Annotated in this window: 33 protein-coding genes and 1 tRNA gene; 22 read left to right on the plus strand and 12 right to left on the minus strand. The window is 73.1% G+C overall.

What is annotated here, in order from left to right; all coding sequences use genetic code 11:
- The first annotated feature begins 20 nt into the window (after nucleotides 1-20).
- On the plus strand, nucleotides 21-563 hold the full coding sequence (locus ACLQ2U_RS18675) for a DUF1360 domain-containing protein (RefSeq protein WP_425751957.1): 543 nt from the start codon (nucleotides 21-23) through the stop codon (nucleotides 561-563).
- A 56-nt stretch (nucleotides 564-619) separates the two neighbouring features.
- Here ACLQ2U_RS18675 and ACLQ2U_RS18680 read toward each other — a convergent pair whose 3' ends face one another.
- The 3 genes from ACLQ2U_RS18680 to ACLQ2U_RS18690 are packed head-to-tail and all read right to left on the minus strand — an operon-like array spanning nucleotide 620 to nucleotide 2,220.
- A complete protein-coding gene (locus ACLQ2U_RS18680) occupies nucleotides 620-832 on the minus strand; it encodes a hypothetical protein (RefSeq protein WP_425751958.1) in 213 nt (70 codons plus the stop codon).
- A gap of 39 nt (nucleotides 833-871) precedes the next feature.
- Nucleotides 872-1,105: a hypothetical protein gene (locus ACLQ2U_RS18685; protein WP_425752056.1), complete on the minus strand. Its 234-nt coding sequence runs from the start codon at nucleotides 1,103-1,105 to the stop codon at nucleotides 872-874.
- Between the two features lie 29 nt (nucleotides 1,106-1,134).
- Nucleotides 1,135-2,220 carry a 3-deoxy-7-phosphoheptulonate synthase gene (locus ACLQ2U_RS18690; RefSeq protein WP_425751959.1) on the minus strand — a complete coding sequence of 362 codons (1,086 nt, stop codon included), beginning with the start codon at nucleotides 2,218-2,220 and terminating at the stop codon, nucleotides 1,135-1,137.
- A 290-nt stretch (nucleotides 2,221-2,510) separates the two neighbouring features.
- Between ACLQ2U_RS18690 and ACLQ2U_RS18695 the strand changes: the two genes are divergently transcribed.
- From ACLQ2U_RS18695 to ACLQ2U_RS18725, 7 genes are all read left to right on the plus strand, one after another.
- On the plus strand, nucleotides 2,511-2,723 hold the full coding sequence (locus tag ACLQ2U_RS18695) for a hypothetical protein (RefSeq protein ID WP_425751960.1): 213 nt from the start codon (nucleotides 2,511-2,513) through the stop codon (nucleotides 2,721-2,723).
- 249 nt (nucleotides 2,724-2,972) lie between these two features.
- Nucleotides 2,973-4,265 (plus strand): M16 family metallopeptidase, encoded by a 1,293-nt coding sequence (locus tag ACLQ2U_RS18700; RefSeq protein ID WP_425751961.1) that lies wholly within the window; start codon nucleotides 2,973-2,975, stop codon nucleotides 4,263-4,265.
- The gene (locus tag ACLQ2U_RS18705) at nucleotides 4,262-5,608 is read left to right on the plus strand and encodes a M16 family metallopeptidase (protein WP_425751962.1); all 1,347 of its coding nucleotides are present in this window, start codon (nucleotides 4,262-4,264) and stop codon (nucleotides 5,606-5,608) included. The genes ACLQ2U_RS18700 and ACLQ2U_RS18705 overlap by 4 nt, the downstream gene beginning before the upstream one ends.
- Before the next feature lie 72 nt (nucleotides 5,609-5,680).
- The gene (locus ACLQ2U_RS18710; protein WP_425751963.1) at nucleotides 5,681-6,706 is read left to right on the plus strand and encodes an aspartate-semialdehyde dehydrogenase; all 1,026 of its coding nucleotides are present in this window, start codon (nucleotides 5,681-5,683) and stop codon (nucleotides 6,704-6,706) included.
- A 139-nt stretch (nucleotides 6,707-6,845) separates the two neighbouring features.
- Nucleotides 6,846-7,286 carry a PPOX class F420-dependent oxidoreductase gene (locus ACLQ2U_RS18715; RefSeq protein WP_425751964.1) on the plus strand — a complete coding sequence of 147 codons (441 nt, stop codon included), beginning with the start codon at nucleotides 6,846-6,848 and terminating at the stop codon, nucleotides 7,284-7,286.
- A 162-nt stretch (nucleotides 7,287-7,448) separates the two neighbouring features.
- On the plus strand, nucleotides 7,449-8,138 hold the full coding sequence (locus ACLQ2U_RS18720; protein ID WP_425751965.1) for a TMEM175 family protein: 690 nt from the start codon (nucleotides 7,449-7,451) through the stop codon (nucleotides 8,136-8,138).
- Nucleotides 8,139-8,212: 74 nt separating this feature from the next.
- Nucleotides 8,213-8,629 carry a CBS domain-containing protein gene (locus ACLQ2U_RS18725; RefSeq protein ID WP_425751966.1) on the plus strand — a complete coding sequence of 139 codons (417 nt, stop codon included), beginning with the start codon at nucleotides 8,213-8,215 and terminating at the stop codon, nucleotides 8,627-8,629.
- 96 nt (nucleotides 8,630-8,725) lie between these two features.
- On the opposite strand, the gene ACLQ2U_RS18730 is transcribed toward ACLQ2U_RS18725, so the two are convergent.
- Nucleotides 8,726-9,865 (minus strand): DNA glycosylase AlkZ-like family protein, encoded by a 1,140-nt coding sequence (locus tag ACLQ2U_RS18730; RefSeq protein ID WP_425751967.1) that lies wholly within the window; start codon nucleotides 9,863-9,865, stop codon nucleotides 8,726-8,728.
- Nucleotides 9,866-10,016: 151 nt separating this feature from the next.
- Between ACLQ2U_RS18730 and ACLQ2U_RS18735 the strand changes: the two genes are divergently transcribed.
- Both ACLQ2U_RS18735 and ACLQ2U_RS18740 read left to right on the plus strand, forming a co-directional pair.
- A complete protein-coding gene (locus ACLQ2U_RS18735; protein WP_425752057.1) occupies nucleotides 10,017-10,388 on the plus strand; it encodes an SCP2 sterol-binding domain-containing protein in 372 nt (123 codons plus the stop codon).
- Nucleotides 10,388-12,448: a glycogen debranching N-terminal domain-containing protein gene (locus ACLQ2U_RS18740; RefSeq protein WP_425751968.1), complete on the plus strand. Its 2,061-nt coding sequence runs from the start codon at nucleotides 10,388-10,390 to the stop codon at nucleotides 12,446-12,448. The genes ACLQ2U_RS18735 and ACLQ2U_RS18740 overlap by 1 nt, the downstream gene beginning before the upstream one ends.
- A gap of 27 nt (nucleotides 12,449-12,475) precedes the next feature.
- Here the strand turns inward: ACLQ2U_RS18740 and ACLQ2U_RS18745 are convergent, their stop codons facing one another.
- Both ACLQ2U_RS18745 and ACLQ2U_RS18750 read right to left on the minus strand, forming a co-directional pair.
- On the minus strand, nucleotides 12,476-12,838 hold the full coding sequence (locus ACLQ2U_RS18745) for a VOC family protein (protein WP_425751969.1): 363 nt from the start codon (nucleotides 12,836-12,838) through the stop codon (nucleotides 12,476-12,478).
- Between the two features lie 53 nt (nucleotides 12,839-12,891).
- Entirely contained in the window at nucleotides 12,892-13,539 is a 648-nt protein-coding gene (locus ACLQ2U_RS18750; protein ID WP_425751970.1) for an alpha/beta hydrolase, read from the minus strand.
- A gap of 134 nt (nucleotides 13,540-13,673) precedes the next feature.
- Between ACLQ2U_RS18750 and ACLQ2U_RS18755 the strand changes: the two genes are divergently transcribed.
- The 3 genes from ACLQ2U_RS18755 to ACLQ2U_RS18765 all read left to right on the plus strand — a co-directional run bounded on the left by ACLQ2U_RS18755 (nucleotide 13,674) and on the right by ACLQ2U_RS18765 (nucleotide 16,098).
- The gene (locus ACLQ2U_RS18755) at nucleotides 13,674-14,423 is read left to right on the plus strand and encodes a lysophospholipid acyltransferase family protein (protein ID WP_425751971.1); all 750 of its coding nucleotides are present in this window, start codon (nucleotides 13,674-13,676) and stop codon (nucleotides 14,421-14,423) included.
- Between the two features lie 114 nt (nucleotides 14,424-14,537).
- A complete protein-coding gene (locus tag ACLQ2U_RS18760) occupies nucleotides 14,538-15,146 on the plus strand; it encodes an isochorismatase family protein (RefSeq protein WP_425751972.1) in 609 nt (202 codons plus the stop codon).
- Between the two features lie 4 nt (nucleotides 15,147-15,150).
- Nucleotides 15,151-16,098, plus strand: a complete 948-nt coding sequence (locus ACLQ2U_RS18765) for a GlxA family transcriptional regulator (protein WP_425751973.1) — start codon at nucleotides 15,151-15,153, stop codon at nucleotides 16,096-16,098.
- Here ACLQ2U_RS18765 and ACLQ2U_RS18770 read toward each other — a convergent pair.
- A complete protein-coding gene (locus ACLQ2U_RS18770; RefSeq protein ID WP_425751974.1) occupies nucleotides 16,053-16,265 on the minus strand; it encodes a hypothetical protein in 213 nt (70 codons plus the stop codon). The two genes, ACLQ2U_RS18765 and ACLQ2U_RS18770, sit on opposite strands and share 46 nt — an antisense overlap.
- A gap of 214 nt (nucleotides 16,266-16,479) precedes the next feature.
- Here ACLQ2U_RS18770 and ACLQ2U_RS18775 point away from each other — a divergent pair, with 214 nt between their 5' ends.
- Complete coding sequence (locus ACLQ2U_RS18775) at nucleotides 16,480-17,010, plus strand: hypothetical protein (RefSeq protein WP_425751975.1); 531 nt, start codon at nucleotides 16,480-16,482, stop codon at nucleotides 17,008-17,010.
- A gap of 292 nt (nucleotides 17,011-17,302) precedes the next feature.
- Here the strand turns inward: ACLQ2U_RS18775 and ACLQ2U_RS18780 are convergent, their stop codons facing one another.
- Nucleotides 17,303-17,863, minus strand: a complete 561-nt coding sequence (locus tag ACLQ2U_RS18780; RefSeq protein ID WP_425751976.1) for a DUF4240 domain-containing protein — start codon at nucleotides 17,861-17,863, stop codon at nucleotides 17,303-17,305.
- A 77-nt stretch (nucleotides 17,864-17,940) separates the two neighbouring features.
- Between ACLQ2U_RS18780 and ACLQ2U_RS18785 the strand changes: the two genes are divergently transcribed.
- From ACLQ2U_RS18785 to ACLQ2U_RS18795, 3 genes are all read left to right on the plus strand, one after another.
- Entirely contained in the window at nucleotides 17,941-18,570 is a 630-nt protein-coding gene (locus tag ACLQ2U_RS18785; protein ID WP_425751977.1) for a DUF899 domain-containing protein, read from the plus strand.
- Nucleotides 18,571-18,722: 152 nt separating this feature from the next.
- Nucleotides 18,723-19,175, plus strand: coding sequence for a hypothetical protein (locus tag ACLQ2U_RS18790; RefSeq protein WP_425751978.1), 453 nt, complete (start codon nucleotides 18,723-18,725; stop codon nucleotides 19,173-19,175).
- A gap of 80 nt (nucleotides 19,176-19,255) precedes the next feature.
- The gene (locus tag ACLQ2U_RS18795; protein ID WP_425751979.1) at nucleotides 19,256-20,155 is read left to right on the plus strand and encodes an aminoglycoside phosphotransferase family protein; all 900 of its coding nucleotides are present in this window, start codon (nucleotides 19,256-19,258) and stop codon (nucleotides 20,153-20,155) included.
- Between the two features lie 7 nt (nucleotides 20,156-20,162).
- On the opposite strand, the gene ACLQ2U_RS18800 is transcribed toward ACLQ2U_RS18795, so the two are convergent.
- The gene (locus tag ACLQ2U_RS18800) at nucleotides 20,163-20,321 is read right to left on the minus strand and encodes a hypothetical protein (RefSeq protein WP_425751980.1); all 159 of its coding nucleotides are present in this window, start codon (nucleotides 20,319-20,321) and stop codon (nucleotides 20,163-20,165) included.
- Between the two features lie 289 nt (nucleotides 20,322-20,610).
- On the opposite strand from ACLQ2U_RS18800, the gene ACLQ2U_RS18805 reads away from it, so the two are divergent.
- The gene (locus ACLQ2U_RS18805) at nucleotides 20,611-20,847 is read left to right on the plus strand and encodes a hypothetical protein (protein ID WP_425751981.1); all 237 of its coding nucleotides are present in this window, start codon (nucleotides 20,611-20,613) and stop codon (nucleotides 20,845-20,847) included.
- 339 nt (nucleotides 20,848-21,186) lie between these two features.
- Here the strand turns inward: ACLQ2U_RS18805 and ACLQ2U_RS18810 are convergent, their stop codons facing one another.
- Nucleotides 21,187-21,522, minus strand: coding sequence for a hypothetical protein (locus tag ACLQ2U_RS18810; RefSeq protein ID WP_425751982.1), 336 nt, complete (start codon nucleotides 21,520-21,522; stop codon nucleotides 21,187-21,189).
- Between the two features lie 170 nt (nucleotides 21,523-21,692).
- Complete coding sequence (locus ACLQ2U_RS18815; protein ID WP_425751983.1) at nucleotides 21,693-21,932, minus strand: GntR family transcriptional regulator; 240 nt, start codon at nucleotides 21,930-21,932, stop codon at nucleotides 21,693-21,695.
- A 351-nt stretch (nucleotides 21,933-22,283) separates the two neighbouring features.
- Here ACLQ2U_RS18815 and ACLQ2U_RS18820 point away from each other — a divergent pair, with 351 nt between their 5' ends.
- The 3 genes from ACLQ2U_RS18820 to ACLQ2U_RS18830 all read left to right on the plus strand — a co-directional run bounded on the left by ACLQ2U_RS18820 (nucleotide 22,284) and on the right by ACLQ2U_RS18830 (nucleotide 23,742).
- Nucleotides 22,284-22,463, plus strand: a complete 180-nt coding sequence (locus ACLQ2U_RS18820) for a hypothetical protein (protein ID WP_425751984.1) — start codon at nucleotides 22,284-22,286, stop codon at nucleotides 22,461-22,463.
- Between the two features lie 601 nt (nucleotides 22,464-23,064).
- Nucleotides 23,065-23,505, plus strand: coding sequence for a hypothetical protein (locus ACLQ2U_RS18825; protein ID WP_425751985.1), 441 nt, complete (start codon nucleotides 23,065-23,067; stop codon nucleotides 23,503-23,505).
- 60 nt (nucleotides 23,506-23,565) lie between these two features.
- The gene (locus ACLQ2U_RS18830; protein WP_425752058.1) at nucleotides 23,566-23,742 is read left to right on the plus strand and encodes a tyrosine-type recombinase/integrase; all 177 of its coding nucleotides are present in this window, start codon (nucleotides 23,566-23,568) and stop codon (nucleotides 23,740-23,742) included.
- 72 nt (nucleotides 23,743-23,814) lie between these two features.
- Here the strand turns inward: ACLQ2U_RS18830 and ACLQ2U_RS18835 are convergent.
- Nucleotides 23,815-23,890 (minus strand) — tRNA-Arg (locus ACLQ2U_RS18835).
- Nucleotides 23,891-24,052: 162 nt separating this feature from the next.
- On the opposite strand from ACLQ2U_RS18835, the gene ACLQ2U_RS18840 reads away from it, so the two are divergent.
- Nucleotides 24,053-24,724: a hypothetical protein gene (locus ACLQ2U_RS18840; protein ID WP_425751986.1), complete on the plus strand. Its 672-nt coding sequence runs from the start codon at nucleotides 24,053-24,055 to the stop codon at nucleotides 24,722-24,724.
- Nucleotide 24,725 lies beyond the last annotated feature (1 nt).

A 24,725-nucleotide genomic window follows, 5' to 3' on the forward strand; every position in this document is an offset into this window, starting at 1 on the left:
ACGAGAACCGAGGAGACCGGGTGACCGAGGGTGGCCTGAAGCAGAAGGTGGCGCGGCTGCGCCAGGCGTACGCGCCGCACGAGCACCGGCCGCTGGGCGGCTACCTGGCGGCGATGGGCACCTACGCCGGGGTGACCGCGTCCATCGCCGGGCTGGTGCGGGCGACCGGGTGCCCGGTGCCGGAGCGGCCCGCCCCCGCCGACGTCGTGCTGCTCTCCATCGCGACGCACAAGCTGAGCCGGCTGCTCTCGAAGGAGGCGGTGACCAGCCCGCTGCGGGCCCCGTTCACCCGGTACGACCACCCGATCGGCAGCGGCGAGGTGATGGAGCAGGTCCGGGACTCCGGCAGCGCCACGAAGCACGCCATCGGCGAGCTGCTCAGCTGCCCGTTCTGCCTCGCCGTCTGGGTGGCCACCGGGCTCACCGGTGGTCTGGTGCTGGCCCCCCGGCTGACCCGGCTGGTGGCCACCGCGCTGACCGCGGTGGCCGCGTCCGACTTCCTCCAGATGGGGTACGCGGTCGCGCAGCGGGCCGCCGAGGGCGGGCACCACGACGAGAAGTGACCCGTACGCGAAGAAGGGGGCCGGCGGCGCGCCGGCCCCCTTCTCGTCGTCCCCGGTCAGGTCGGGGTGGTGCCGTGGTCCTCGCCGGCCCAGCCGCGCGCCGCCTCCGGCTCCCGTTCGTCCTCGTCGGCGCCGGTGACCACGTCCCGGTCGACCGCGGTGCGGTCGTGCTCGTCGGCGAAGTCCGGCTCGGGGAAGGTGTCCAGCCCTTTCGGGGGCTGGCCCAGGGCCGGCACCGACTCGTCCTCGTGCTTCTCGTGGTGACTCATCGCGCCGTCCTCTCGTCCGTCGGTCCGCCGGTGGGCCGGTCAGGCCACCGACCCACCCAGCAGGTCCGCCGCCTCGTCCACCGCGTACTCGCCCTGGGGGAGCGCGGCGATCCGGGAGAGCAGCTCCGCCGGGAGCTCGGCGGCGACCGCCCGGCGGTAGATGTCGGCCTGACTGATCCGTTCCTGGCCGTGGTAGATGTCGTCGAGCAGCTCGTCGAGCTGCCGGGTGTCCGGCTGGTCGGTCACTGGTACGTCGTCGGTCACCCCGGTCAGCTACCCCGGCCCGAAACGGTCAAACCACCTCAGGCGGGGGTGGGCAGGGTGGCCCGGCGGGCGCGGACGGCCTGCGCCAGGTGGTCGAGGACCTCGGCAGTGGTGTCCCAGCCGATGCAGGCGTCGGTGACCGAGCGGCCGTACGTCAGCTCCCGGGTCGGGTCCAGGTCCTGGCGGCCGTCGAGCAGGAAGCTCTCCAGCATGATGCCGACGATGCCGCGCTGCCCGGCGGCGAGCTGGGCGGCCACGTCGGCCGCCACCTTCGGCTGGTTGCGGTGGTCCTTGCCACTGTTGGCGTGGCTGGCGTCGACCACCAGGCGCTCGGGCAGCCCGGCGGCCCGGAGCAGGTCCAGCGCGCCGGCCACCGACCCGGCGTCGTAGTTCGGCCGGCCCCCGCCGCCGCGCAGCACCAGGTGCCCGTCGGCGTTGCCCCGGGTGTGCATGATCGCCGGGGTGCCGGAGACGTCGATGCCGGGGAAGACGTGCGGTACCCCGGCCGCCCGGATCGCGTCCACCGCGGTGGAGATGCTGCCGTCGGGTCGGTTCTTCATGCCGATCGGCATGGACAGGCCGGAGGCGAGCTGCCGGTGCACCTGGCTCTCCACCGTGCGGGCCCCGATCGCGCCCCAGGCGACCGTGTCCGCGATGTACTGCGGGGTGATCGGGTCGAGGAACTCGCAGCCCACCGGCAGGCCGAGGCGGAGCACGTCGAGCAGGAGCGCGCGGGCGGTGCGCAGGCCGGCGTTCACGTCGCCGGAGCCGTCCAGCGCCGGGTCGTTGATCAGGCCCTTCCAGCCCACCGTCGAGCGCGGCTTCTCGAAGTAGACCCGCATCACCACCAGCAGGTCGTCGGCGTGCCGCGCGGCGGCCTCGCGCAGCCGGTGGGCGTAGTCCAGCGCGGCGGCCGGGTCGTGCACCGAGCACGGGCCGACCACCACCAGCAGGCGGTTGTCGGCGCGGTCCAGCACTCGCGCGGTGGCGCGCCGGCCGGCCAGCACGGTCGAGGCGAGCGGGGCGTCCAGCGGCAGATCGTGCAGGAGCAGGGCCGGGGTGGTCAACGGCACGACACGGTCGATCCGCTGATCGATGACCGCGCCGTTCTCCGGGGTCGTCACGGTGGACTTTCCTTCCGCCGACCGTGCCCGGGGCCGGTACCCGGGTCGAGCCGGCTGCTCGTACGCAGAACGGCAGGAGCTTCAGCTCCTGCCCGGCCGGCTCGAAACGTGGTGACGTCAGCTCATGGTGAGGTCACCGGCCGCGGAGCCGGCTGCCTAAACCATCGATACGAGCGCGTCACGCCAGCCAGCGTACCCGACCGGACGGGGAAGGCTCACTCGTCGTCCGGAAAGCCTCGCCCCACGAGTGGCCCGTTCCGCTGTGCCGTGACCGGGGTAAGTGGCTCGGCATGAGTCACGAACAGAGCGACCAGGAGCGGGTCGAGTCCCGTGCCGACCTGCTGCCCGAGGAGGCCGCGGTGGGCAGCGACGACCCGCAGGCCCAGGCCGACGCCATCCTCGCCGAGTCGGACATCCGGGAGGACCGGGACGTCGCCCCGGACACGGTGCTGGAGCACCGGACGTCCGATCAGACCGTGACCCCGATCGAGCCCCCCGACTGACCGGCCGCGCCCCGGGCCGGCGGGAACCGGAGTAGGTCTGCTCGCGCAGCCAGGCGAGCGGACCCTCCGCCAGCACGTCCGGCCAGCTGCCCGGGGTGGGCGCCCCGTTGGAGAGCCGCACGGTCGCCGGCGGCCGGCTCGGCAGGTCCAGCAGGTCGACCCCGGTGGGCGGCCCGCCCACCGGCCCGCCCGTCCCACCGACCGGCGACACGTCACCTTTGAACCCCGGAGATCAGATAGCGTCGGGTCATGCCCGACAGCGGTTACCCCTGGCCCATCGAGACGACCCGACTGGACAACGGCCTGCGCGTGGTGGTGAGTGAGGACCGCACCGCGCCGGCGGTCGCGGTCAACCTCTGGTACGACGTGGGCTCCCGGCACGAGCCGGACGGGCAGACCGGGTTCGCCCACCTCTTCGAGCACCTGATGTTCGAGGGCTCGGTCAACGTGGCCAAGACCGAGCACATGAAGCTCATCCAGGGCTCGGGCGGCTCGCTCAACGCCACCACCAACCCGGACCGGACCAACTACTTCGAGACGGTGCCGGCCGAGCACCTGGAGCTGGCGCTCTGGCTGGAGGCCGACCGGATGGGCGGCCTGGTGCCCGCGCTGACCCAGGAGACGCTGGACAACCAGCGTGACGTGGTCAAGAACGAGCGGCGGCAGCGTTACGAGAACGTCCCGTACGGTGACGCCTGGCTGCGGCTGCTGCCCCTGCTCTACCCGCCGAGGCACCCGTACCACCACGCGACGATCGGCTCGATGGCCGACCTGAACGCCGCCGCCCTGGCCACCTTCCAGGCGTTCCACACCACGTACTACGCACCGAACAACGCGGTGCTCACCGTGGTCGGCGACGCCGCCGCGGCCGACGTCTTCGCGCTGGCCGACAAGTACTTCGGCGCGATCCCCGCGCGCGTGGACATCCCCGCCGCGCCGGACGGCCGGACCGTCCCGGCCACCGGCCGGGCGGTCGTCGAGACGGTCACCGCCGACGTGCCCGCGCCCCGGGTGTACGTCGCGCACCGCACCCACCCGTTCGGCACCCCCGGGTACGACGTGCTGACCGTGCTCGCCACCGTGCTCGGCAGCGGCCGGGGCAGCCGTCTCTACCAGCGGCTCGCCGACGGCGAACGGCTCGCCCAGCCGGACCTGGTCGGGGCGTACGGGGTGGACCTGGCGCACGCCCCGGCGCCGCTTATCGTCACCGCCACCGCCCGCCCCGGGGTGACCCTCGAGCGGCTCGCCACCGGGGTCGCCGAGGTGGTCGACGAGCTGGCCACCGTGCCGGTGACCCACGCCGAGCTGGACCGCGCCAAGGCGCTGCTCAGCACCGCCTGGTGGCGGCAGATGTCCAGCGTGGAGGGTCGGGCCGACACCCTCGGCCGGTACGCCACCCAGTTCGGCGACCCGGCGAAGGCCGCCGAGCGGCTGCCCGCCTGGCTCGCGGTGAGCGCCGAGCAGATCGCCGAGCTGGCCGCCGCGGTGCTCGGCGCCGGTGACCGGGTGACCCTGACCTACCTGCCGGAGGAGACCTCATGACGCTGATCACCGACCGTCCCGGGCCGGGCGCCGCCCGCCCGTACCGGTTCCCGACGGTGGTCCGGCGGGATGTCGCCGGCGGCCGGGTGGTCGCCGCGCACCTGCCGGGGCAGAACCTCGCCGTCGCGTTGCTGCTGCTCGACGCGGGCGCCGGCCGGGAGGCGGTGGGCAAGGAGGGGCTCGGCGCGGTGCTGGCCAAGGCCCTGGAGGAGGGCACCGCGCAGCGGGACGCCACCGCGTACGCCCTCGCCGTCGAGGGGCTCGGCACCGAGCTGGCGACCGGGCTGGACTGGGACTCGTTCCAGGTCAGCGTGCAGGTGCCGGTGGACCGGCTGGGCGCGGCGGTGGAACTGCTCGCCGAGGCCGTCCGGACCCCCCGGCTCGACCCGGACGACGTGCGCCGGGTCCGCGACGACGAGGCCACCGCGCTGCGGATGGACTGGGCCAACCCCGGTCCGCGAGCCGACGCGGTGCTCCGCGCCGACCTGTTCGGTGTGGACAACCGCTGGGGCCGTCCGATGTACGGCGACCCGGACTCGGTGGCCGGGCTGGACGTCGAGGACGTCACCGTCTTCCACTCCGAGTGGTTCATCCGCCCCGGCACGCTGATCGTCGCCGGGGACCTGGACCGGCTCGACTTGGACGCCCTCGGCGCGGCGGCGTTCGCCGGCACCGGCGGCGGCCCGGTCGACCGGGGCGCCCCGCTCGAGGTGCCACTGCCGGCCGGGCGGCGGGTCATCCTGGTGGACCGGCCCGGCTCGGTGCAGTCGACGCTGCGGCTCGGGCATCCGTCGCCGCACCGCGCCCACCCGGATCACGTGCCGATGGCGCTCGCCGGCACGGTGCTCGGCGGGGCGTTCACCTCCCGGCTCAACCACCTGATCCGCGAGGTGCACGGCTACACGTACGGCATCCGCGGCGACTTCGCCTCGTCCCGCCGGTTCGGCCGGTTCGCGGTCAGCTCCGGGGTGCAGACCGCGGTGACCGCGCCGGCCCTGGTCGAGGCGGTCGGGGAGATCACCCGTACCCGGGTCGGCGGGGTGACCGAGGACGAGCTGGCGGTGGCCCGCTTCTGGCGGGCCGGCCAGCTCTCGGTCGAACTGCAGAGCCCGCGGGCGATCGCGTCCGCGCTGACCACGCTGGTCGTGCACGACCTGCCGGACGACTACCACGCCCGGCTGCGCGAGTCGCTGCTCGCCGCCGACGTGGAGCAGGTCTCCGCCGCCGCGGCCGCGCACCTGCACCCCGAGTCGCTGACCCTGGTGGTGGAGGGCGACGCGGCGCTGATCCGGGACGAACTCACCGCGGCCGGGCTCGGCGAGGTGACCGACGCCACGCCCTGATCCGGGCCGATCCGGCCCGGGCGGTGGGAAAGCCTTCCCGCCCGGGCCGCCGGTGTGGGTAGCCTCGCGGTCATGAGGATCGGCATTGTGGGGGCCACCGGCCAGGTCGGTGGCGTCATGCGGCAGGTGTTGGCGGAGCGCGAGTTCCCGGCGGAGCAGGTGCGGTTGTTCGCCTCCGCCCGGTCGGCGGGACGCACCCTGCCCTGGCGGGACGGCGAGGTGACGGTCGAGGACGCGGCCACCGCCGACTACTCGGGGCTGGACATCGTGCTCTTCTCCGCGGGCAAGGGCACCGCGAAGGAGCTCGCCCCCCGGGTCGCCGCCGCCGGTGCCGTGGTGATCGACAACTCCTCGGCGTTCCGGATGGACCCGCAGGTGCCGCTGGTCGTCGCCGAGGTCAACCCGCACGCCGCGGCCGACCGCCCGAAGGGCATCATCGCCAACCCGAACTGCACCACGATGGCCGCGATGCCGGTGCTGCGCCCGCTGCACTCCGAGGCGGAGCTGGTCAGCCTGGTCGTCTCGACGTACCAGGCGGTCTCCGGTGCCGGCCTGGCCGGCGTGGCCGAGCTGGACGAGCAGGTCCGCAAGGTCGCCGAGGACGCGGCCGCGCTGGCCTTCGACGGGGCGGCCGTGCAGTTCCCCGCGCCGCGCTCGTTCGCCCGGCCGATCGCCTTCAACGTGCTGCCGCTCGCCGGGTCGATCGTCGACGACGGCTCGTTCGAGACCGACGAGGAGCAGAAGCTCCGCAACGAGAGCCGCAAGATCCTGGAGATCCCGGGGCTGAAGGTCTCCGGCACCTGCGTCCGCGTGCCCGTCTTCACCGGCCACTCGCTGCAGATCAACGCCCGGTTCGCCCGGCCGGTCACCCCGCAGCGGGCCCGCGAGCTGCTCGGCGGCGCGCCCGGCGTGGCCCTGTCCGACGTGCCGACCCCGCTGGAGGCGGCCGGGCAGGACCCGACCTACGTCGGCCGGATCCGCGTCGACGAGACGGTCGAGCACGGGCTGGCCCTGTTCTGCTCCAACGACAACCTGCGCAAGGGCGCCGCGCTCAACGCGGTGCAGCTCGCCGAGCTGGTCGCCGCCGAGCGCCGCTGAGCCGGGGCGCCCCGCCCCGCCGCCCACGGCCGCTCGGGGTGCAGCCGCTCCGGCGGCGGGTCGGGCGGGTCGGGTCATGCCAGCCGGACATCGGTGCGGTGGGATGGAGTCCTGACGACCAGTCGACGCGGAGGACACCATGGCGGACGAGAAGACCCGGCAGGCCCTGACCGACCTCATCGCCGGGCGGTGGCTGGGCGTGCTGGCCACCATCAAGCGGGACGGGCGGCCGCAGCTGTCCAACGTGGTCTACTCCTTCGACCAGGAGAGCGGGCTGATCCGCGTCTCGGTGACCGACCGGCGGGCCAAGACCGCCAACCTGCGCCGCGATCCCCGCGCCAGCTTCCACGTCAGCAGCGACGACGGGTGGGCGTACGTGGTGGCGGAGGCGCGGGCGGAGTTGAGCCCGGTCGCCCAGCGGCCGGACGACCCGACGGTGGAGGAACTCGTCGGGCTCTACCGGGCGGTGCAGGGCGAGCACCCCGACTGGGACGACTTCCGGGCCGCGATGGTCGCCGAGGGCAGGCTGGTGCTGCGGCTGCACGTCGAGCGGGTCTACGGCATGCCGCCGCGCGGCTGACCGCGCCCCGTCCACCGGCCGGGGACCGCGTCGGCTGGTCCGCAACCCCGGCCAGGCAGCCGCGCTGCCGGCCCGCTCAGGGCCGGTGTGACGGCGTTGCGCGGGTATACCGCCCTGCCGCCCGTCGCCGCGGACCCGGCGCGGCGGCGGAAGGGGGAGCGGATGGACGCCGAGCGGGAACGACCGGAACCGGCCGAGCAGCAGGAGGAGGCGGCGCTGCGCTCGGACACCGGCCGCGCGGTCGGGTTCAGCGACGCGGTCTTCGCCATCATCATCACGCTGCTGGTACTCGACCTGCGTACCCCGGAGGTGCCGCCGGGTGGGCTGCTGCACGCCCTGCTCGACCAGTGGCCGGTCTACCTGGCGTACGTCACGTCGTACCTGTACGTCGCGGTGAACTGGCTCAACCACAAGGGCACCTTCCACCGGATCCGCTGCACCGACCGGGGACTGCACTGGTTCAACCTCGGGGTGCTCTTCAGCGTGGCCCTGCTGCCGTTCGTCACCGCGGTGGTATCCCGCGCGGTCCAGAGCGGCGACCGGTTCGACGAACGGGTCGCGGTCGCGCTCTACGGGCTGGTCGGGGTGGTGCTGTCGGCGGCCTGGCTCGGCCTCTACCACCACCTCAACCGGCATCGTGACCTGCTCCAGGCGCACACCTCGCCCCGGTTCTTCGCCGTGGAGCGGCTGCGCGCCGTGCTCGGCATCGTGCTGTACGCCGCCGCCGGCATGGTCGGCTGGCTGGTCTCGGTGCCGGTGGCGCTGGTGGTCTTCCTGCTGCTGCCGCTCTTCTACGGCCTGTCCAGCAACGGCTTCTACGACCTGCGCCGGCGGGTGCGCCGGCACCGCTGACCGCGCCCCCGGCGCGCGTTACCCCGCCGGGACGGCGGGTAGACGGGCCGTGCCGACACCGAGAGGGGAGCACCATGACAACGGTCGGAGAATTCATGACGACCCGGTTGGTGACGATGGACGGCAACGACACGCTCACCGCGGCGGCGCAGGAGATGCGGGACAGCGCGATCGGCGACGTGGTGGTGACCGATGGTGACAACGTCGTCGGCATCGTCACGGACCGGGACATCACGGTCCGGGGGGTCGCCGAGGGCATGGACCCGCACACCACCCGGCTCAGCAAGATCACCAGCAAGCACGTCATCACGGTCAGCCAGTACGACGACGCGGTCGCCGCGGCCGACCTGATGCGCACGTACGCCGTACGCCGGTTGCCGGTGATCGACGACGGCCGGTTGGTCGGCCTGGTCTCGATGGGCGACCTCGCGGTCGAGCGTGAACCGCAGTCGGTGCTCGCGGACATCAGCGCCGACGAACCCAACAACTGACCTGTCCGCCGCGGGCTGCGACGCCGGCTCCCCTCCGTGTGGGCCGGCGTTCGGCTGCCCGGGTCGTCATGGGCGGATCTGGGCCTGCTTCCCAGGTCAGGCGGGCTCGAACTGGACGGTCACCTCGGAGGCGCGACGGGCCGCCCGCACCGTCTCCGCCTCGGCTTCGACCTCGTGCGTGACCCGCTTCGGAAGCTTGGTGAAGGGGGTGACCGTGAGGTCGAGGCGGCCCTTGGCGGCCTGCTTGGCGCGCCAGGTGCCCGCCACCTCGCCGTCGGCCAGCACCACCCCGGGGTTGCCGATCATCCGCCAGAGCTGCGCCTGGTGGGCCTTTTCCGGGACCAGGACGTCGCGGTCGCGGGCCTGGAGGAACGGGTCGCCCGGTGGCAGCCGGACGCCGTCGACCGGCGCCGCGCCGCGCAGCGCGTCGAGCCGGTCGGTCGGCAGCCACGCCCTGCGGCCGTCGACGCGTACCTCGGTCAGCTGGTCCGTCGGCCAGATCGCGCGCAGCTCGGTGACCGAGGTGCCCAGGAAGCCCGCCACGTCGCCGGGCGTGGCCGGGCCCAGCAGCCTGAGGTACGCCAGCACCAGCGCGTCCGTGCCCGCCGCCCGCTCGGGCGGCGCCGGGCGCGGCGCCGCCCGCTCGGGCGGCGCCGGGCGCGGCGCCAGCGGCGCCAGCCGGGCGGCCCGGCCGGCCACCTCCAGCCGTACGCCACCGGCCAGCCCGGCCTGCTGGAAGAGCGCACCGGAGACGTGCCGGGCGGCGCAGGCCCGGCATTCGTAGTTCAGCTCGTCGGGGATCCGGTCGCTGACCGCGCGACTCACCTCGCCCCGGGCCATCGGGGCGGTGACCACCTCGCGGAATGCGGCGGCGGCGGCGCGGAAGGCGGCCAGACCGAGCTTCGCCCCGTCGCGGATCTGCCCGGGCAGGCGGCGGGTCGCGTCGGCGTCGCTCAGCGGCCAGAGCGCGGCGGCCAGCGCCGGCAGCTCGGCCCGGCGGTGCAGGTGCGGCGCCCCCCGGGTGGACCACACCAGCTCCAGCCGGTCGTCGTCGAGGTCGGTGACCCCGCGCGCGGCCAGCGCCTGCCGGGCCGAGCCGTACGGCGTGTCCTGCACGCCGAGGTCGAGCACCGCCAGGCCGGCCGGGCGCGGCCGGCCCGGTCGGTGGAGCTGCTGGGCGACCGCCCGGTGGGCGAGCACCCGTCCCCGGTCGACCTGCGGAGTACCGCCCGCCATGTCCCCTCCCGTCGTCGCCCGTTTCGGCAGGCTACTGCGCCGGTACGACGCTCGGGGCGCGCCGGCTCACCCGATCCGGGCGAGATTGACCGCCTGCCGGGCGGGGACCCCCGTCCGGTACGTCGCCAATGCCGCGGGGGGAGAAGACCCGATTGTGGACGCGACCACGACATTCTTCGAGGACCTCAACCGGCGGGGCTACGAGCCGCTGCTGGACAAGACGTCCGGGACGCTGCGCTTCGATCTGCACGAGGGGGCGCAGACCACGCACTGGCTGGTCCAGATCGACCGGGGCCGGCTGAAGGTCAATCAGGAGGACCGGGAGGCCGACACCGTGATCGGGACCAGTCCGAAGTTGTTCGAGGATCTCGCCGCCGGCCGGGAAAACGGCCTGGCGGCGCTGCTGCGCGGGGACATGACGGTGACGGGCAATCCCCGGCTGGTGGTCCAGGTGGAGCGGCTCTTTCCCGGCCCGCCCGACGCCCACGGGCCGCGCCGACTCTTCCGCCGGGAGGTGCGCTGATGGCGCAGACCAACACGATCCGGATCCTGGACGGCAACACCTTCGTCGTCTCCGAGGACACCGGCGACATCGAGGCGACGCCGAGCGAGCCGACCGGGCTCTTCTCCATCGACACCCGGTTCCTGTCCCGGTGGGTGCTCACCGTCAACGGTGAGCGGCTCAACGCCCTCTCCTACGACGACCTCCAGTACTACGAGGCGCGCTTCTTCCTGGTGCCGGGGATGGCCACCCACTACATCGACGCGAAGCTGTCGATCATCCGGGAGCGTGCGGTGGGTGGGAGCTTCCGCGAGCAGGTGACCATCCTCAACCATGACGAGAAGCCGGTCGACCTGGAGATCCGGATGGACGCCGGCTCCGACTTCGCCGACCTGTTCCAGGTCAAGGACGAGATCCTCAACAAGAAGGGGGAGATCTACGCCGAGGTGGAGGAGAACCGGCTCCGGCTGGGCTACCGCCGGGGCAACTTCAAGCGCGAAACGGTGATCACGTCGTCCCGGCCGGCCCGGTACGACAAGAACGGGTTCGCGTACACGGTGCACCTGGAGCCGAACGAGCAGTGGATAGCCGACATCGAGGTGCTGACCGTCGCGGTCGGCCCGGGTGGCCGGGACCTGCGGATGGGGGTGCGGGCGCACGGCACCGAACGGCTGGCCCTCCAGCACGACCTGGAGGAGTGGGTCGCCAAGGCGCCTAAGGTCAACAGCCAGCACGGTCAGATCGCCTCCACGTACCGGCGCAGCCTGATCGACCTGGCGGCGCTGCGGTTCTCGCCGCTGTCGCTCGGCGGGCCGGCCCTGCCCGCCGCCGGCCTGCCCTGGTTCATGACCATGTTCGGCCGGGACAGCATCCTGACCTGTCTGCAGGTGCTGCCCTTCGCGCCGGACATGTCCAAGACCACGCTGCGCATCCTGGCCGCCCTGCAGGGCACCCGGTTCGACGACTTCCGGGACGAGGACCCGGGCCGGATCCTGCACGAGATGCGGTACGGCGAGACGGCCGCGTTCGAGGAACAGCCGCACTCGCCGTACTACGGCTCCGTCGACGCCACCCCGCTCTTCCTGGTCCTGCTCGACGAGTACGAGAAGTGGAGCGGCGACGTCGCCCTGGTCCGCGAGCTGGAGCGGGAGTGCCGGGCCGCGTTGAAGTGGATGGACGACTACGCCGACCTGGTCGGCAACGGCTACATCTGGTACGAGCGGCGCAACACCGACACCGGCCTGGAGAACCAGTGCTGGAAGGACTCCTGGGACTCGATCTCGTACCGCGACGGCACGCTGCCGCCGTTCCCCCGGGCCACCTGCGAGGTGCAGGGCTACGCGTACGACGCGAAGCGGCGCGCCGCCCGGCTGGCCCGGGAGTTCTGGGACGACCCGGGGTTCGCCGATCAGTTGGAGCGGGAGGCGGCGCAGCTGAAGGAGCGGTTCAACCGGGACTGGTGGGTGGAGGACGGCGGGTACTACGCCCTCGCCCTGGACCCGGACGGCCGCCAGTGCGACACGCTCAGCTCCAACATCGGGCACCTGCTCTGGAGCGGCATCGTGGAGCACGACCGGGCCGACCAGGTCGCCCGCCACCTGGTCGGGCCGCGGCTCTTCACCGGCTGGGGCGTACGCACCCTCGCCGAGGGTGAGGCGCGGTACAACCCGATCGGCTACCACAACGGCACGATCTGGCCCTTCGACAATTCCTTCATCGCCTGGGGGCTGCGCCGGTACGGCTTCGCGGAGGAGGCCGCCACCATCGCCAACGGCATCCTGGACGCGGCGACCTTCTTCCACGGTCGGCTGCCGGAGGCGTTCGGCGGCTATCCCCGGGAGCTGACCAAGTTCCCGGTGGAGTACCCGACCGCGTGCAGCCCGCAGGCCTGGTCCACCGGCACGCCGCTGCTGCTGCTACGGACCATGCTCGGCCTCGAGCCGCACGAGGGGCACCTGGCGGTGGAGCCGGTGCTGCCGGTCGGGATGGGCCGGATCGAGGTGCTCGACATCCCCGGCCGCTGGGGTCGGGTGGACGCCTTCGCCCGCGGCCGGCTCGACCTGCACAAGCTGGGCGAGTGACCCACGCGCTCGCTTCCCCCACCGGGCTCAGGGCTGGTGGGGGAGCAGGCAGAACTCGTTGCCCTCGGGGTCGGCGAAGACGGTCCAGCCGGGCAGCTCCCGGACCACCGTGGCGCCGGCCTCCAGCACGGCGGCCCGCTCCTCGGCGTCGCCGACCAGGTCGAGGTGGATCCGGCCCGGTCCGGGCAGCTCCTCCGCCGGGGAGATCCACACGTCCGGCCGGTGCCGGTGCGGATCGCGCAGCAGGACCGCCTCGCCCGGGGCGAGCGAGCGGTCGGCGAGCTTCGCCTCGTCCTCCGGCACCACCGGCAGGCCGGTGACCAGGCTCCAGAACGGCGCCAGCAGGTACGGGTCACGGCAGTGGATGACGATGGCGTGCAGCTCCGGCATGCCCCGACGGTAGCCCGCCGGTCGGCCGTCCGACCGGACGATGTCGCAGCTGCTCAGCCGGGCGGCAGGACGGTGTCGAGGAACGCGGCGGTGGCGGCCAGGACGTCCGGCCGGTCCAGCGGAAGGGCGTGCCCGCCGTGGGTGATCCAGGTGTGGGCGGGATGCCCGGCGGCGAGCAGCGCGCCGGCGAGCGCGACCGACTGGGCGACCGGCACGGCCCGGTCGTCGCCGCCGTGCACCAGCAGCACCGGCACCCGGTTGCCGAGGTGGCTGGCCACGGTCGAGTCGACGGTGGCCGGGTCCCCCGCTGCCGGACGGTGACCCAGCAGGCCGGCCCACGGGTCGTCGTCGGCCCGCAACCGGCGCCACTCCCCGGCCAGCGGATCGCTCGCCGCCCAGTACGCCAACCCGGCGGCCACGTCGTCGGGCCGGTCGACGCCGCGCAGCGTCAGGTGCAGGGCCAGGGTGCCGCCGGCCGAGTCGCCGCCCACCAGCAGCGGCAGCCCGCCGGCCGCGGCCCGGGCCGCCCGCGCCGCCCGCCGTACGTCGTCGAGCTGCGCCGGCCAGCGCGCCTCGTCGACGAAGCGGTAGGTGGCCGGCACGACCCGCAGCCCGAGCCGGGCCAGCGCCGAGCCGTCCTCCTCCGAGCGCCCCCGCCATCCGCCGCCGTGGATCCACAGCAGTACCCCGCGTTCCGTCATCCCGCCATTCTGGCCCCGGCCGACCGGTGCCCGCGAGACCGCTCTGCCAGCGGCAGAAGCCCCGTCCGGGGCGCCGGCCGGTCGCGGCTTTGCGCCCCTACGGTCCCGTAACCTACGCGGGGTAAAGTCGGCGGATGCCGGAACTCCTGTACCCGCCCGTGATCGCCGCCGCCAAGACGATGTTCCGGGTCCTCGACCTGCGCCTGACCGTCGAGGGCAGCCACCACGTCCCCCGTACCGGCGGGGCGGTGCTGGCCAGCAACCACGTCAGCTACCTCGACTTCATCTTCTGCGGCTACGGCGCGCACAAGTCCCGCCGGCTGGTCCGCTTCATGGCCAAGCACGAGGTCTTCGCCCACCGCGTCTCCGGCCCGCTGATGCGCGGCATGCGGCACATCCCGGTGGACCGTCGGGCCGGCGCCGGCTCGTACAGCTCGGCGGTGGGGGCGTTGCGGCGCGGTGAGGTGGTCGGCGTCTTCCCCGAGGCCACGATCAGCCGCTCGTTCACGGTCAAGGAGCTCAAGAGCGGCGCGGCCCGGATGGCCCTGGACGCGGCGGTGCCGCTGCTGCCGGTGGCGGTCTGGGGTACCCAGCGGCTCTGGACCAAGGGTCGGCCGAAGACCCTGACCCGCAGGCACACCCCGATCACCATTCTGATCGGCGAGCCGATCGACCCGGCCGACTTCCCGGACACCAACGCGATGACCGGGGAGCTGAAGAGCCGGCTCACCGCGCTGGTCGACCGGGCCCAGCGGGAGTACCCGGACAAGCCGGCCGGCCCGGAGGACGCCTGGTGGCAGCCGGGCCACCTGGGCGGCACCGCGCCGACCCCGGAGGAGGCCGCCGAGCTGGACCGGCGCGGCCGCCGTACCTCCGCCTCCTGACCGTCCCCGGCCGCCGGACCGGCCCGACCAGGGCCGGGGCGGTGACCGGATCGTTCCGCATCTGGGCATGATGGTGTCTGCCGTCCCGGCGTCCACCCGGCCAGGATCTACACCATGAGCAGAGCAGCACTCGTCGTGATCGACGTCCAGGAGTCCTTCCGTCAGCGCCCGATCTGGGCCTACGCCTCGCACCCCGACATCGTCGGCCAGGTCGGCCGGCTGGTCGACGCGGCGCGGGGCCGCGGTGACCTGGTGGTCTGGGTCCTGCACGCCGAGCCCGGCAGCGGCGGCGTCTTCGACCCGGCGCTCGGCCACGTCCGGCCGATCGACGGGCTGTCCCCGGTCGACGGGGAGCCGATCCTGGTCAAGACGTCGCACAACGCCTTCACCACCACCAACCTGCAGCAGATCCTCACCCTGGCCGGCATCCGCGACCTCACCGTCTGCGGCATCCGCACCGAGCAGTGCGTGGAGACCACCACCCGGGTCGGCTGCGACCTGGGCTACCAGATGACCTTCGTGACCGACGCGACGGTCACCTTCCCGACCCCGCACCGGGACCTACCGGCCACCGCCACCCTGGCAGAGATCCTGGCCGACCCGCGGACCCTCTCCGCCGACGAGATGATCGCCCGGACCGAGTACGCGCTGGCCGGGCGCTTCGCCACCATCCGGACCGTCGACGAGGTAACCGGCGCGGTGCCGGCCGGCGCGCGGGGCTGACCCCATGGCCCGGGTCGTCTTCCTGCTGGTCCCGCAGCTGCACCTGCTGGACCTGGCCGGCCCGGCGCAGGTCTTCTCCACCGCCGCCGACAACGGATACGACTACCGCCTGCACTACGTCGCCGAGCGGGCCACCGTGCCGACCGTGCAGGGCGTACCGCTGGGTGCCGTGACCGAGTGGCCGGAGCTGGACGCGGACGACCTGGTGGTCGTACCCGGATGGCGGCCGAGCGCGCACGGCCCGGCGGGGCCGGTCGGTCGGGACGACCTGCGGCGGCTGGCAGACCACCACGCCCGTGGCGGCACGGTGGCCAGCGTCTGCGCCGGCGCGTTCGCGCTCGGCCGGGCCGGCCTGCTGGACGGACGGCGCTGCACCACCCACCACGAGGTGCAGGACGACCTGGCCCGGATCTTCCCCGCCGCCCGGGTGGTCCGCGACGTGCTGCACGTGGTGGACGACCGGGTGGTCACCTCGGCCGGCATCGCCAGCGGTATCGACGTGGCGCTGCACCTGGTGGCCACCCGGCACGGCCCGGCCGCGGCCGCCCGGATCGCCGGCACGCTGGTCGTCTACGCCCGGCGCAACGGCCACGAGCAGCAGGCCAGCGCGATGATGCGGTACCGCTCGCACCTCTCCGACGCGGCCCACCGGGTGCAGGACCTGATCGACAGCCGGTTCTCCGAGCCGCTGCCGCTGGCCGACCTGGCCGCCGCTGGCGGCGTCGCCGAACGCACCCTGACCCGGCTGTTCCGCCAGGCCACCGGGCTCACCCCGCTCGGCTACCAGCAACTGCTCCGGGTCGAGCGGGCCGAGCACCTGATCGGGCACGGCGCCACCGTCGAGTCCGCCGCCCGGGCGGTCGGCTTCACCGACGCCCGGATGCTGCGCCGGCTGCGGGCCCGGGCTCAGCCGCCGACCGCGTCCCGCGCCGAGGTCTCCGGCGTCCGGTAGTAGTCGTCCCGGGAGAGGAACTCCACCGGCAGGGAGCCGGGCAGCGTGCCCCGCGCCTCGCCGGTCAGCGGCGCGACGGTGGCCCGCCGGGTCAGCACGTGCCGCTCCGGCCGGGCGAGTTCCTGCTGATCACCCTCGGTATGCGGCGCGTCGCTGAGCGATTTCACCCGCCCGACGCGCGGAGCCGTCAGCCGGCCGGGCGGACCGCGACGGCGAGCAGGTCCGCCGGGGCCGGAGCCGTCCGCGCCGGTGTCGTGAGCCCGGCCGGACGGTCGGTGTGACATCTCCGGGGGGTGCGGCGCTGAGGGCACGGAAGGCTGTTGAGCGGAAGGCGCCCCGCTCAGCGGTCCCTCATCTCACCCCCCACAACCGGAGATGTCGATGATTGAAACTGCCCTGGCGAAACTCGTCACCCTCAAGGTCGGTGCCACGGTGCTCGCCGTGACCGCCACCGGCGGGGTGGCACTCGCCGCCGCGAACGGCGCCCTGCCCAACCCGCTGGCCTCGGCGAGCGCCACGCCGTCGGCGCACGCGACCGGCGCCCCTGCCGACAAGGGGAAGAAGGCCGGGGAGTCCGCCGCTCCGGGCGCGAAGGGCACGCCCTCGCCGTCGCTGGTCGGTCTCTGCCGGGCGTACACCGCCAAGGTCGGCGACAACCCCGGCAAGGCGCTGGAGAACCCCGCCTTCACCGTGCTGATCACCACCGCCGGTGGCATCGACAAGGTGGCCGCGTACTGCGACACCCTGCTGGCGGCGGAGAAGGGCAAGCCGTCGACCCGGCCGTCGACCCGCCCCTCGGTGGTCCCGAGCCGGTCGGCCGGCAAGCCGGACGCCCGCCCGACGCCGGAGGCCTCGCGCACCGGGGCGCCCGGCGGCGACCACCGGCCGACGGGCACGCCGACCGCGCGCTGAGTTCCGACGCCGGGCGGGACACCCCCCATTCCCCCGCCCCGGCGTCGGCCCGGCCGCGGCGTACGGACGGCACCCCCCAGCCGTCCGAACGCCGCGAGCCACCCCCCGCCCCTTCAAGGGCGCGCCAGGGCGGCGGCCGTTCCCCCCGGCCGCCGCCCTGCCAGGCTCTCCGGCTCTCCACCCGGCCGGTCGGTCAGCCGGCGTGCCGCCGGAGCCAGTCCAGCGGCGAAGTAGGCGAGAGCGTGTGGCCGTCCGGCAGCTCGAGGTCGGTCTCGGTCACCATGGGCCGAGCCTAGGCTTCGCCGGCGGAGTCGGCCTCCGCCCAGCCGGCCTCGTTGCCCCCGGTCTCCCGGCAGATGCCCGAGCCGGTCTCCGGCCACTCGCCGAAGCGCTCCTCGTGCAGGTGGGCGAAGAAGTAGCACATCTCCTCGCAGTCGGCGTCCAGCACCGCCATCGCCGGGTCGGCGCGCACGGCCTCGTAGTACTCCCGGCCGAGGGCGACGATCCAGCCCCGGGCGTAGAGGAAGCCGTCGTCGGAGCCGTCGGTCACGTCGTGGACGTCGGCCCGGTCGAGGTCGTGCAGCTTCCGCTCCAGCACCCGGTCCAGGTCGGTCAGTTCCCGCGCGGAGAGGCCGACGCAGAGCTCACGCAGGTGCCCCAGGAGCGGATCGAGCCAGGCGTCGACGGCGTACTCGTCGCCGTCGCCGTCCTCCTCGGGATCCCGCGCGATCAGCGCGCGGCGCAGCGCTGCCGCCTCCGCGCCGAGCCGTTCCCACCCCGAATCGACCAGGGCCCAGAACCGGGCCTCGTCCTGCGCCGTCGGCACCCGCGTCATCTCGCCCGTTCCGCTCATGGCCGCCGACGGTAACGGGAAGGTCCGACAGCATCGCCGCAGGGAAATGTGTCGGTGGGTGGGGGCATGATCGGCGCATGGAGAAACCACCGATCGTGGCTGCCGACGAATGGCAGCAGGCCCGGGACGAGCTCCTCAAGGCCGAGAAGGAGGCCACCCGCGCGCTGGACGCGCTCGCCGCGCGCCGTCGCCGGCTGCCGATGGTCCGGTTCGACAACGTTTACGCCTTCGCGTCGCCGACCGGCACCCGGACGCTGCTCGACCTCTTCGAGGGCCGCGACGAGCTCGTCGTCTACCAGTTCATGGACGTCGGGCCGGACGCGTTCTGCCCCGGCTGCACCGCCTTCACCGACAACGTGCCGGCCGGCGGGCTGGCCGCGCTCGCCGCCAACGGGGTCAGCTGGGCGACCGTGTCGAACATGCCGCTTGCCCAGATCGAGGCGTACAAGGCCCGCAAGGGCTGGACGCTGCCGTTCGTCTCCTCGCACGGCACGTCCTTCACGGAGGACTGCGGCGCCGGTCGCGGCTTCTTGCTCAGCGTGTTCCTGCGCGACGGCGACGAGGTCTACCGGACCTACTCGACCACCGCCCGGGGCGTGGACCGCCTGCTCTTCGTCAACAGCGTCCTCGACCTGACCCCGTACGGGCGGCAGGAGGACTGGGAGGACTCCCCGCCCGGCTGGCCCCAGCGCCCGACGTACGGCTGAGCGCGAGGGCGGGCGCCCGCCTCCGGCCGGTAACGCCGGAGGCGGGCCGGACGCTGCTGGGGTGGCAGGGCGAGGCCCCGGCGGGCGTCGCCGATTCGCGATCGGTCGGCCCGCTGCGGGCGACCGGGACGGGCGGGGGACCGATGAGGCGGATGCTGGCGCTCCTGGCGATCCTGGTGCTGAGCAGCGGCTGCACCCTGGGTGAGATCCTCGCCGACCACGGCGACGCGGTCGATCTCCAACCGGAGGCCCTCGTCGGCACCTGGCAGAGCGGTCACCGCCGGACGATCGGGTTCCGGGAGGACGGCACCTTCGTGGCGACCGACCTGCCGGTGGAGGCCTTCGACGACTTCCTCCTCACCGACCCGTTCCAGGGCCGGCTCGACGGCTCCGGCCGGTGGACGATCACCCCGCCGGCCAAGGAGGGCCTCAGCTCGGCGCTGACCCTGTCCTTCGACCGGTTCGCCGAGGAACCGGCGTCCATCGGCGGCGTGAAGCTGGCCGTGTTGGCCAACCATGGGGTCGTCTCCCTCACCCTGTCCTATGTGGGCAATGGTGGAAACAGCTGGACCAGCTACGTGAAGTGCACGACCGACTGCCCGTAGCGAGAGGCGGCCTCGGCGCCGTCCGGCGCCCGCGCCGAATTCGATTGCCGCGGTGACGGCGCTCGCCGAGGATGACCCGGATGGACGCGATCAGGATGCATGCCGACGAGGTCGACACGGACGTGGAACTCGTCCGTCGCCTGCTGGCGGCACAGTTCCCACACTGGGCCGACCTGCCGATCCGTCCGGTGCCGTCGTACGGGACCGACCACGACATCTACCGGCTCGGCGCGCACCTGGTGGCGCGGCTGCCGCGGATCGGATGGGCCACCCGGCAGGCGGCCAGGGAGGCGGAGTGGTTGCCGAAGCTGGCGCCGCACCTGCCACTCGCGCTTCCCGTCCCGGTGGCGATGGGGCGTCCCGCCGAGGGCTACCCCTTCGACTGGTCGGTGTGCGAGTGGTTGCCCGGCCACGACGCCAGCCGCGGCATCGACGACCTGGACCGCGCGGCCGTGGACCTCGCCGCGTTCGTGACCGCGTTGCGGCGGATCGACACCACCGGCGCCTTCCCGCGCGCTCCCCGGTCCCGGGGCGCGGCGCTCGCGGAGCTGGACGACGGCGTCCGGCGGTCGGTCGCGCAGCTCGGCGACCGGATCGACGGCCAGGCCGCCCTCCGCTCCTGGCAGGAGTCGCTCGACGCGCCCGCCTGGGACGGCCCGGATGTCTGGCTGCACGGCGACCTGCTGCCGGGCAACCTGCTCGTCGTCGACGGCCGCCTCTCCGCGGTCATCGACTTCGGTGGCCTCAACGTCGGGGACCCCGCGTGCGACCTGCAGCCCGCGTGGAATGTGTTCGCCGGCGACAGCCGCCGTCGGTTCCGTACCGAACTGGACGTCGACGAGGCGTCCTGGTTGCGCGGTCGAGGTTGGGCGCTGTGCCAGGCGGTGGCGGCGCTGCCCTACTACTGGCACACGAATCCGGGCATGGTCCGGCAGGCCTCGCACGCGCTGGCGCAGGTCCTCGCCGACACGTCCCGCTGACTGGTCATCACGGCGGTGGCCCCGACCGGTCCTGTCCGAGGACGTCCTTCCAGAAGGCGACGGTGGCCGCCGGCTCTCCGTGCCGGTCCGGTGCCGGTCCACCGAACTCCGAGTGGATGTAGTCCTCGAGGTCGTACCCGTAGTAGATGATGTCGGTCTGGTGCATCGACAGGACAGGATGCCCCATACGACCCGCGGCCCGCGGGCAGGAACCGGTGACCGAACACGGGCACCATCTGCGGCACCGCACGCAGGTGCGGCTCGGCCGCCGCCACCGCGTCGCGGCGGTTGGCCGGTCGCTCGCCCCAGCTCTCGTGCCAGTAGCCGTTGTGCTCGACGTCGAAGAGCACGCCGTGCATCGGCCACCCCAGCCTGTCTCGGAGGGTGGCGCTGTCCCCGTTGCGCCAGTCGGGCCAGGAGGGGCCGGTCGGCAGCCCGGCGGCCAGGAACGCGCGGTGGTCGTCGGCGAACTGGAAGCCGAACGTCCGCTCCACCCGGTCGAACTCCGTCCCGGTCAGACCGCGCATGATCGGGACGTGCCCCAGCACCGCCAGCCGGCGTGCCGCCCGCGCGCCGAGGGCCGTACCTTCCTGGCTGGCCCCGTCAGCGGGCTGATCGCGTCGGACCTTGCGGAACCGGTCCAGAAAATCGCGCACGGTCGTCCCTCCGTGTTGCCGGGCCGCGAAGCGTAGCAAGCAGCACCGGTGTCGGCGCTCGCGTCGCCGGCGCTGCGTCAGGCGGCCTGCCGGCGATCCTGGAGACCAGCAAGCCCGCCAACGTCGAGGTGTACCGGCGCACCGGCTGGGAGGTGGTGGACACCATTGACAAGCCCTTGCCCACCTGGATCATGCAATGGTCGTCTCACTGACTCGGGTGTTCCCCTGCGGCAGCTGACGTCGCGCCTGGGACGTTCGCGCTCACGGTAGACGGCGGAGCGACGGCGCTGGTCAGAGCGTCCACCGTCAAGCAACGTCGGCGTTGGTTGCCGTCCTCGGCCGTACGGATGGTCCATCGCCCTCGACGGACACCTGCTACCCGTTGTCGACCACCCATTCGTGGCGACGCAGCTCGTCCAACACCTTGCGTGCGCGGAGAGCCCAGAAGATCACCATCTCCTGGTGGCCGCGTGCCTCGAACATGAAGCCATCGGCCAGCACCGGGATGTGACGGACGCGGGAGATCGATACGAGGTTCGTCTGGGTGAGCCGGAACTCTCCGAAGATGGAGGAGACCACGATCGCCTGCCCGGTGACGCGGAGCCGGGCGAATGGCCATGTCGCGCTCCGCTCGAACCGTGGGCTTCCCCACGTCCTTAACTGTTGGTCAACGTAGGCAACGCCGCCGCGCGTGATGAAGTCCCTGGGCACGCAGCGATCATCGCTGATGCTGGCAAGGTCGACCTCGACAGAGAAACGGTGAGCAGTACGGGCCTCGCGGCCACCGGTGAGTTGTTCCGCTCGCTTCCGAGCCGTTCGGCTCCCCGCTCCGGACGCTCGCTGGACTCTCGATCTTGGCTTGGGCTTACGGGGTAGGGGTATTACTGCTCAGGCTTTTCGGCGACGTAGGTGCCCCGCTGCGGCACCGTCATGACCAGTCCACGCTCCCGCAGGAGACGCACCGCCTGCCGCACCGTACCGCGAGCAACTCCGTACTCCTGCTGTAGTTGCGACTCGCTCGGGATCGGGCGGAGCGACTGAAGCTCGCCATCGGCGATGCGCTTCGCAACGAGATCGGCGACCTGGATGTACAGCGGTGTTGGCGACAACGGATCGACCATTGCCCAAGCCTCCTCGACGTCCTGAACGTCTAGACCTGCGGTACGTACCTAGACGTCTATAGACGTACAGGTCTACGGTCGGTAGTGACCCCAGAACCAAAAGGAGGGATAGATGTTGTGGAAGTGGCGTAAGACGGGCGTGGGGCTGGTGGCTGAGGCGGAGGAGCCCTGCCGATCTGACCGGCCCGGCAACCATCTACCAGAACCGCTCGGGAGCCCTCGGCCCCCAGGCGGTCGCCGAGGTCCAGGCTCGCCGGAACTCTGGTCACTACTGGGCGAACGAACCGACGATGGAGTACCAGCGCTCCCCGCTCCTCACTCGCGGGCAGGAGTACCGGGCGGGAGGCTGGCGTGCCTGAGGTCCCGTTCCCCGTCATCCTCGCCTCGTACTGCGTCGACTACCACGAGCGGAACGACTGCTCAGCGTGCACCCCAAGTGGATGCCCTCGGCTCGCGGATGCCGCGCTCATCCTCGACAAGTTCCGCGCGGAGCGGCTGGAGCGTCACCGCCTCCGCCGGGCGACCGGCTGACCCATCCCAGGAGCGCAGCCCCCGGTCCTCTCGCTACCGGGGGCTGCGCCGTGTTGGCCATATGTGCACTGCACTAGTCCGCGACCAGGGCTGACGCTAACTGCTTGCGCGCCGACCGCCGAGGTGATCACTGGCTAATCGACGGCTTAGCGGCGGCTTAAGTTGGCCATAGCCGGCGCCCGAGTGTCAGTGGGCGCCGATACTCTTCACCGCGCGGAAGGCCGGGGTCCGAAGGACTTCTGCACCCGGCCGCCCCAGGCGTGAACCGCCGAGGGCAACGACCCGGGCCTTCCGTCCAAACCTCGGGTCCGTGATCAGTACGGACCCGGTGCCCGGCGCCGCCCGTTCCCCCCACACAACGGGCGGCGCTCGGCGTTTACCCCATCCGCTTCGCCGCGTGCGCCTCGCCGCCGACTACGGCGTCTGCACCCGCCCCGTCTCCCTGCGCCGCACCGACCTCGACTCCGGCCACACAGAGGTGATCGACCTGCCCTGCGGCGCCACCCAGGAAGCAAAGTGCCCCGCTGCGTCAGGGTGTTCGCCGGACTGTTCAGCAGCACATCCCAGATCCCAGGTTGCCCGGTCTTCCTACCCTGCGGGTATGGCATACGAGCCGGTCATGGTGCCACCGAAGAACCCCCGTACGAGACGGACGGTGCTCGTCGGTGTCGTGCTCTCCCTCTGCTGCCTCGGTGGCGTCATCGGCGGCTTCGTGCTGCGGGACCTGGCCCAGGAGGCCAAAGGGCCGGCGCGTGACAGTGTGGACACCTTCGCCGGGGCGATGGTCGAGCGGGACTTCCCGACGGCCTACGGGCAACTCTGCAGCCAGCTGCGGAATCGGCAGGGCCAGGCCGACTTCGTCCGCCAGCAGTCCGGGCAGTTCACGTCCACCGGTTACGAGATCGTCGGCGTGAACGTCGTCAACATGAACGGCCGGGTCCACGGGGAGGCCAACGTGCGCTGGGTCCTGCCGAACGGCGCCAGCGGGACCCAGGTGCTCACCCTGGTCAAGGAAGACGGCGACTGGCGGGTCTGCGAGTGACGGCATCCCGGCCGTCCGCCCCGACCACGCGGCACAGCTTCGCGACCGTCCAGCGGCCGCCTGCACGACGTCCGGCACACGGCGGCGAGCATCCTGCTCGCGCAGGGCGTGCCCGCCAGGGTGGTCATGGAACTGCTCGGCCACTCGCAGATCGGGTTGACGCTGGGCACCTACTCGCATGTAGCACCGGAGCTGTCCCGCGCGGCGGCTGACGCTATCGGGGGTGCGCTCTGGTGAAACTGCAACGGCAACTGCAACGGGCTGCCGGTTCAGGACCGCTGTGGATCCGCTGTTTCCGCAGGTCAGGTATGGTGCGCCCGGCAGGATTCGAACCTGCGGCCTTGGGATTAGAAGTCCCCTGCTCTATCCGCTGAGCTACGGGCGCGCGGCGTACGTTGTCGCGCCAAGAGGGTACCGCCGACCCCGGTCCGCGCGGGGGAACGGGTCGCCCTCTCGACACCGATGATCAGCGTCGCACGCGCCCCGCCCGGAGGGCATCCGGGTTCCCGTCGGAAAGCGGCTCGGTCCGGCCCGTACCCTCGGGTTCGTGCTGCTGGAACCGGACGCCGAGAACGAGGTCGCCTACGAGCTGTGCCAGCTCCTCGGGCGCGCGATCCTGCCGGTCAGCGGGGCCGGTGCGTACGGCACGGCGTTCTTCCTCGGGCACCCGACGGGCGAGTACCTGCTCACCGCCGACGCCCTCACCCACGCCGAGGTCGGCGAGATCGGGCTGCGGGCGAGTGTCACCGAGCCGGCTGGCGTGGCCTCCGACGCGATGCTCCTGCCCGACTTCCCGCGGCTCTGGGCGCACCGGCCCGAGGTCGGTGCGGCGATCATGCCCACCAGTGACCTGCACGCGTACGCCGCCGAGCGGGGCTGGCGGTGGCGTACCCAGCCGGTGCCCGACGCGGTGGCCGTCCGGGCGGACGAGGTCGCCGGACTCGGCGCGGAGCCGATCTCGGCGATCGTGCTCGCCCTCGGCCTCTGCGAGGACGGGTCCCGGCCGCTGGAGGTGGCCGTCGAGCGCGCGGTCCGCGCGGACAACGGCCTGCGGATCACCGCCGCGCTGCCCGCCGGGTACGTCGGGGCACCCGTCTTCGGGGTACGGCCCGACGCGGCAGGGGAGGTCGGGCTGCGCTGCCTCGGCCTGGTGCTGCCCGGTGAGGGCGGCCATCCGCTGGCCACCCTCGACCGGATCGTCGCGGACCTGCCCGACTGAG

Source organism: Micromonospora sp. DT47, from assembly GCF_049844475.1.
Lineage (GTDB): Bacteria > Actinomycetota > Actinomycetes > Mycobacteriales > Micromonosporaceae > Micromonospora.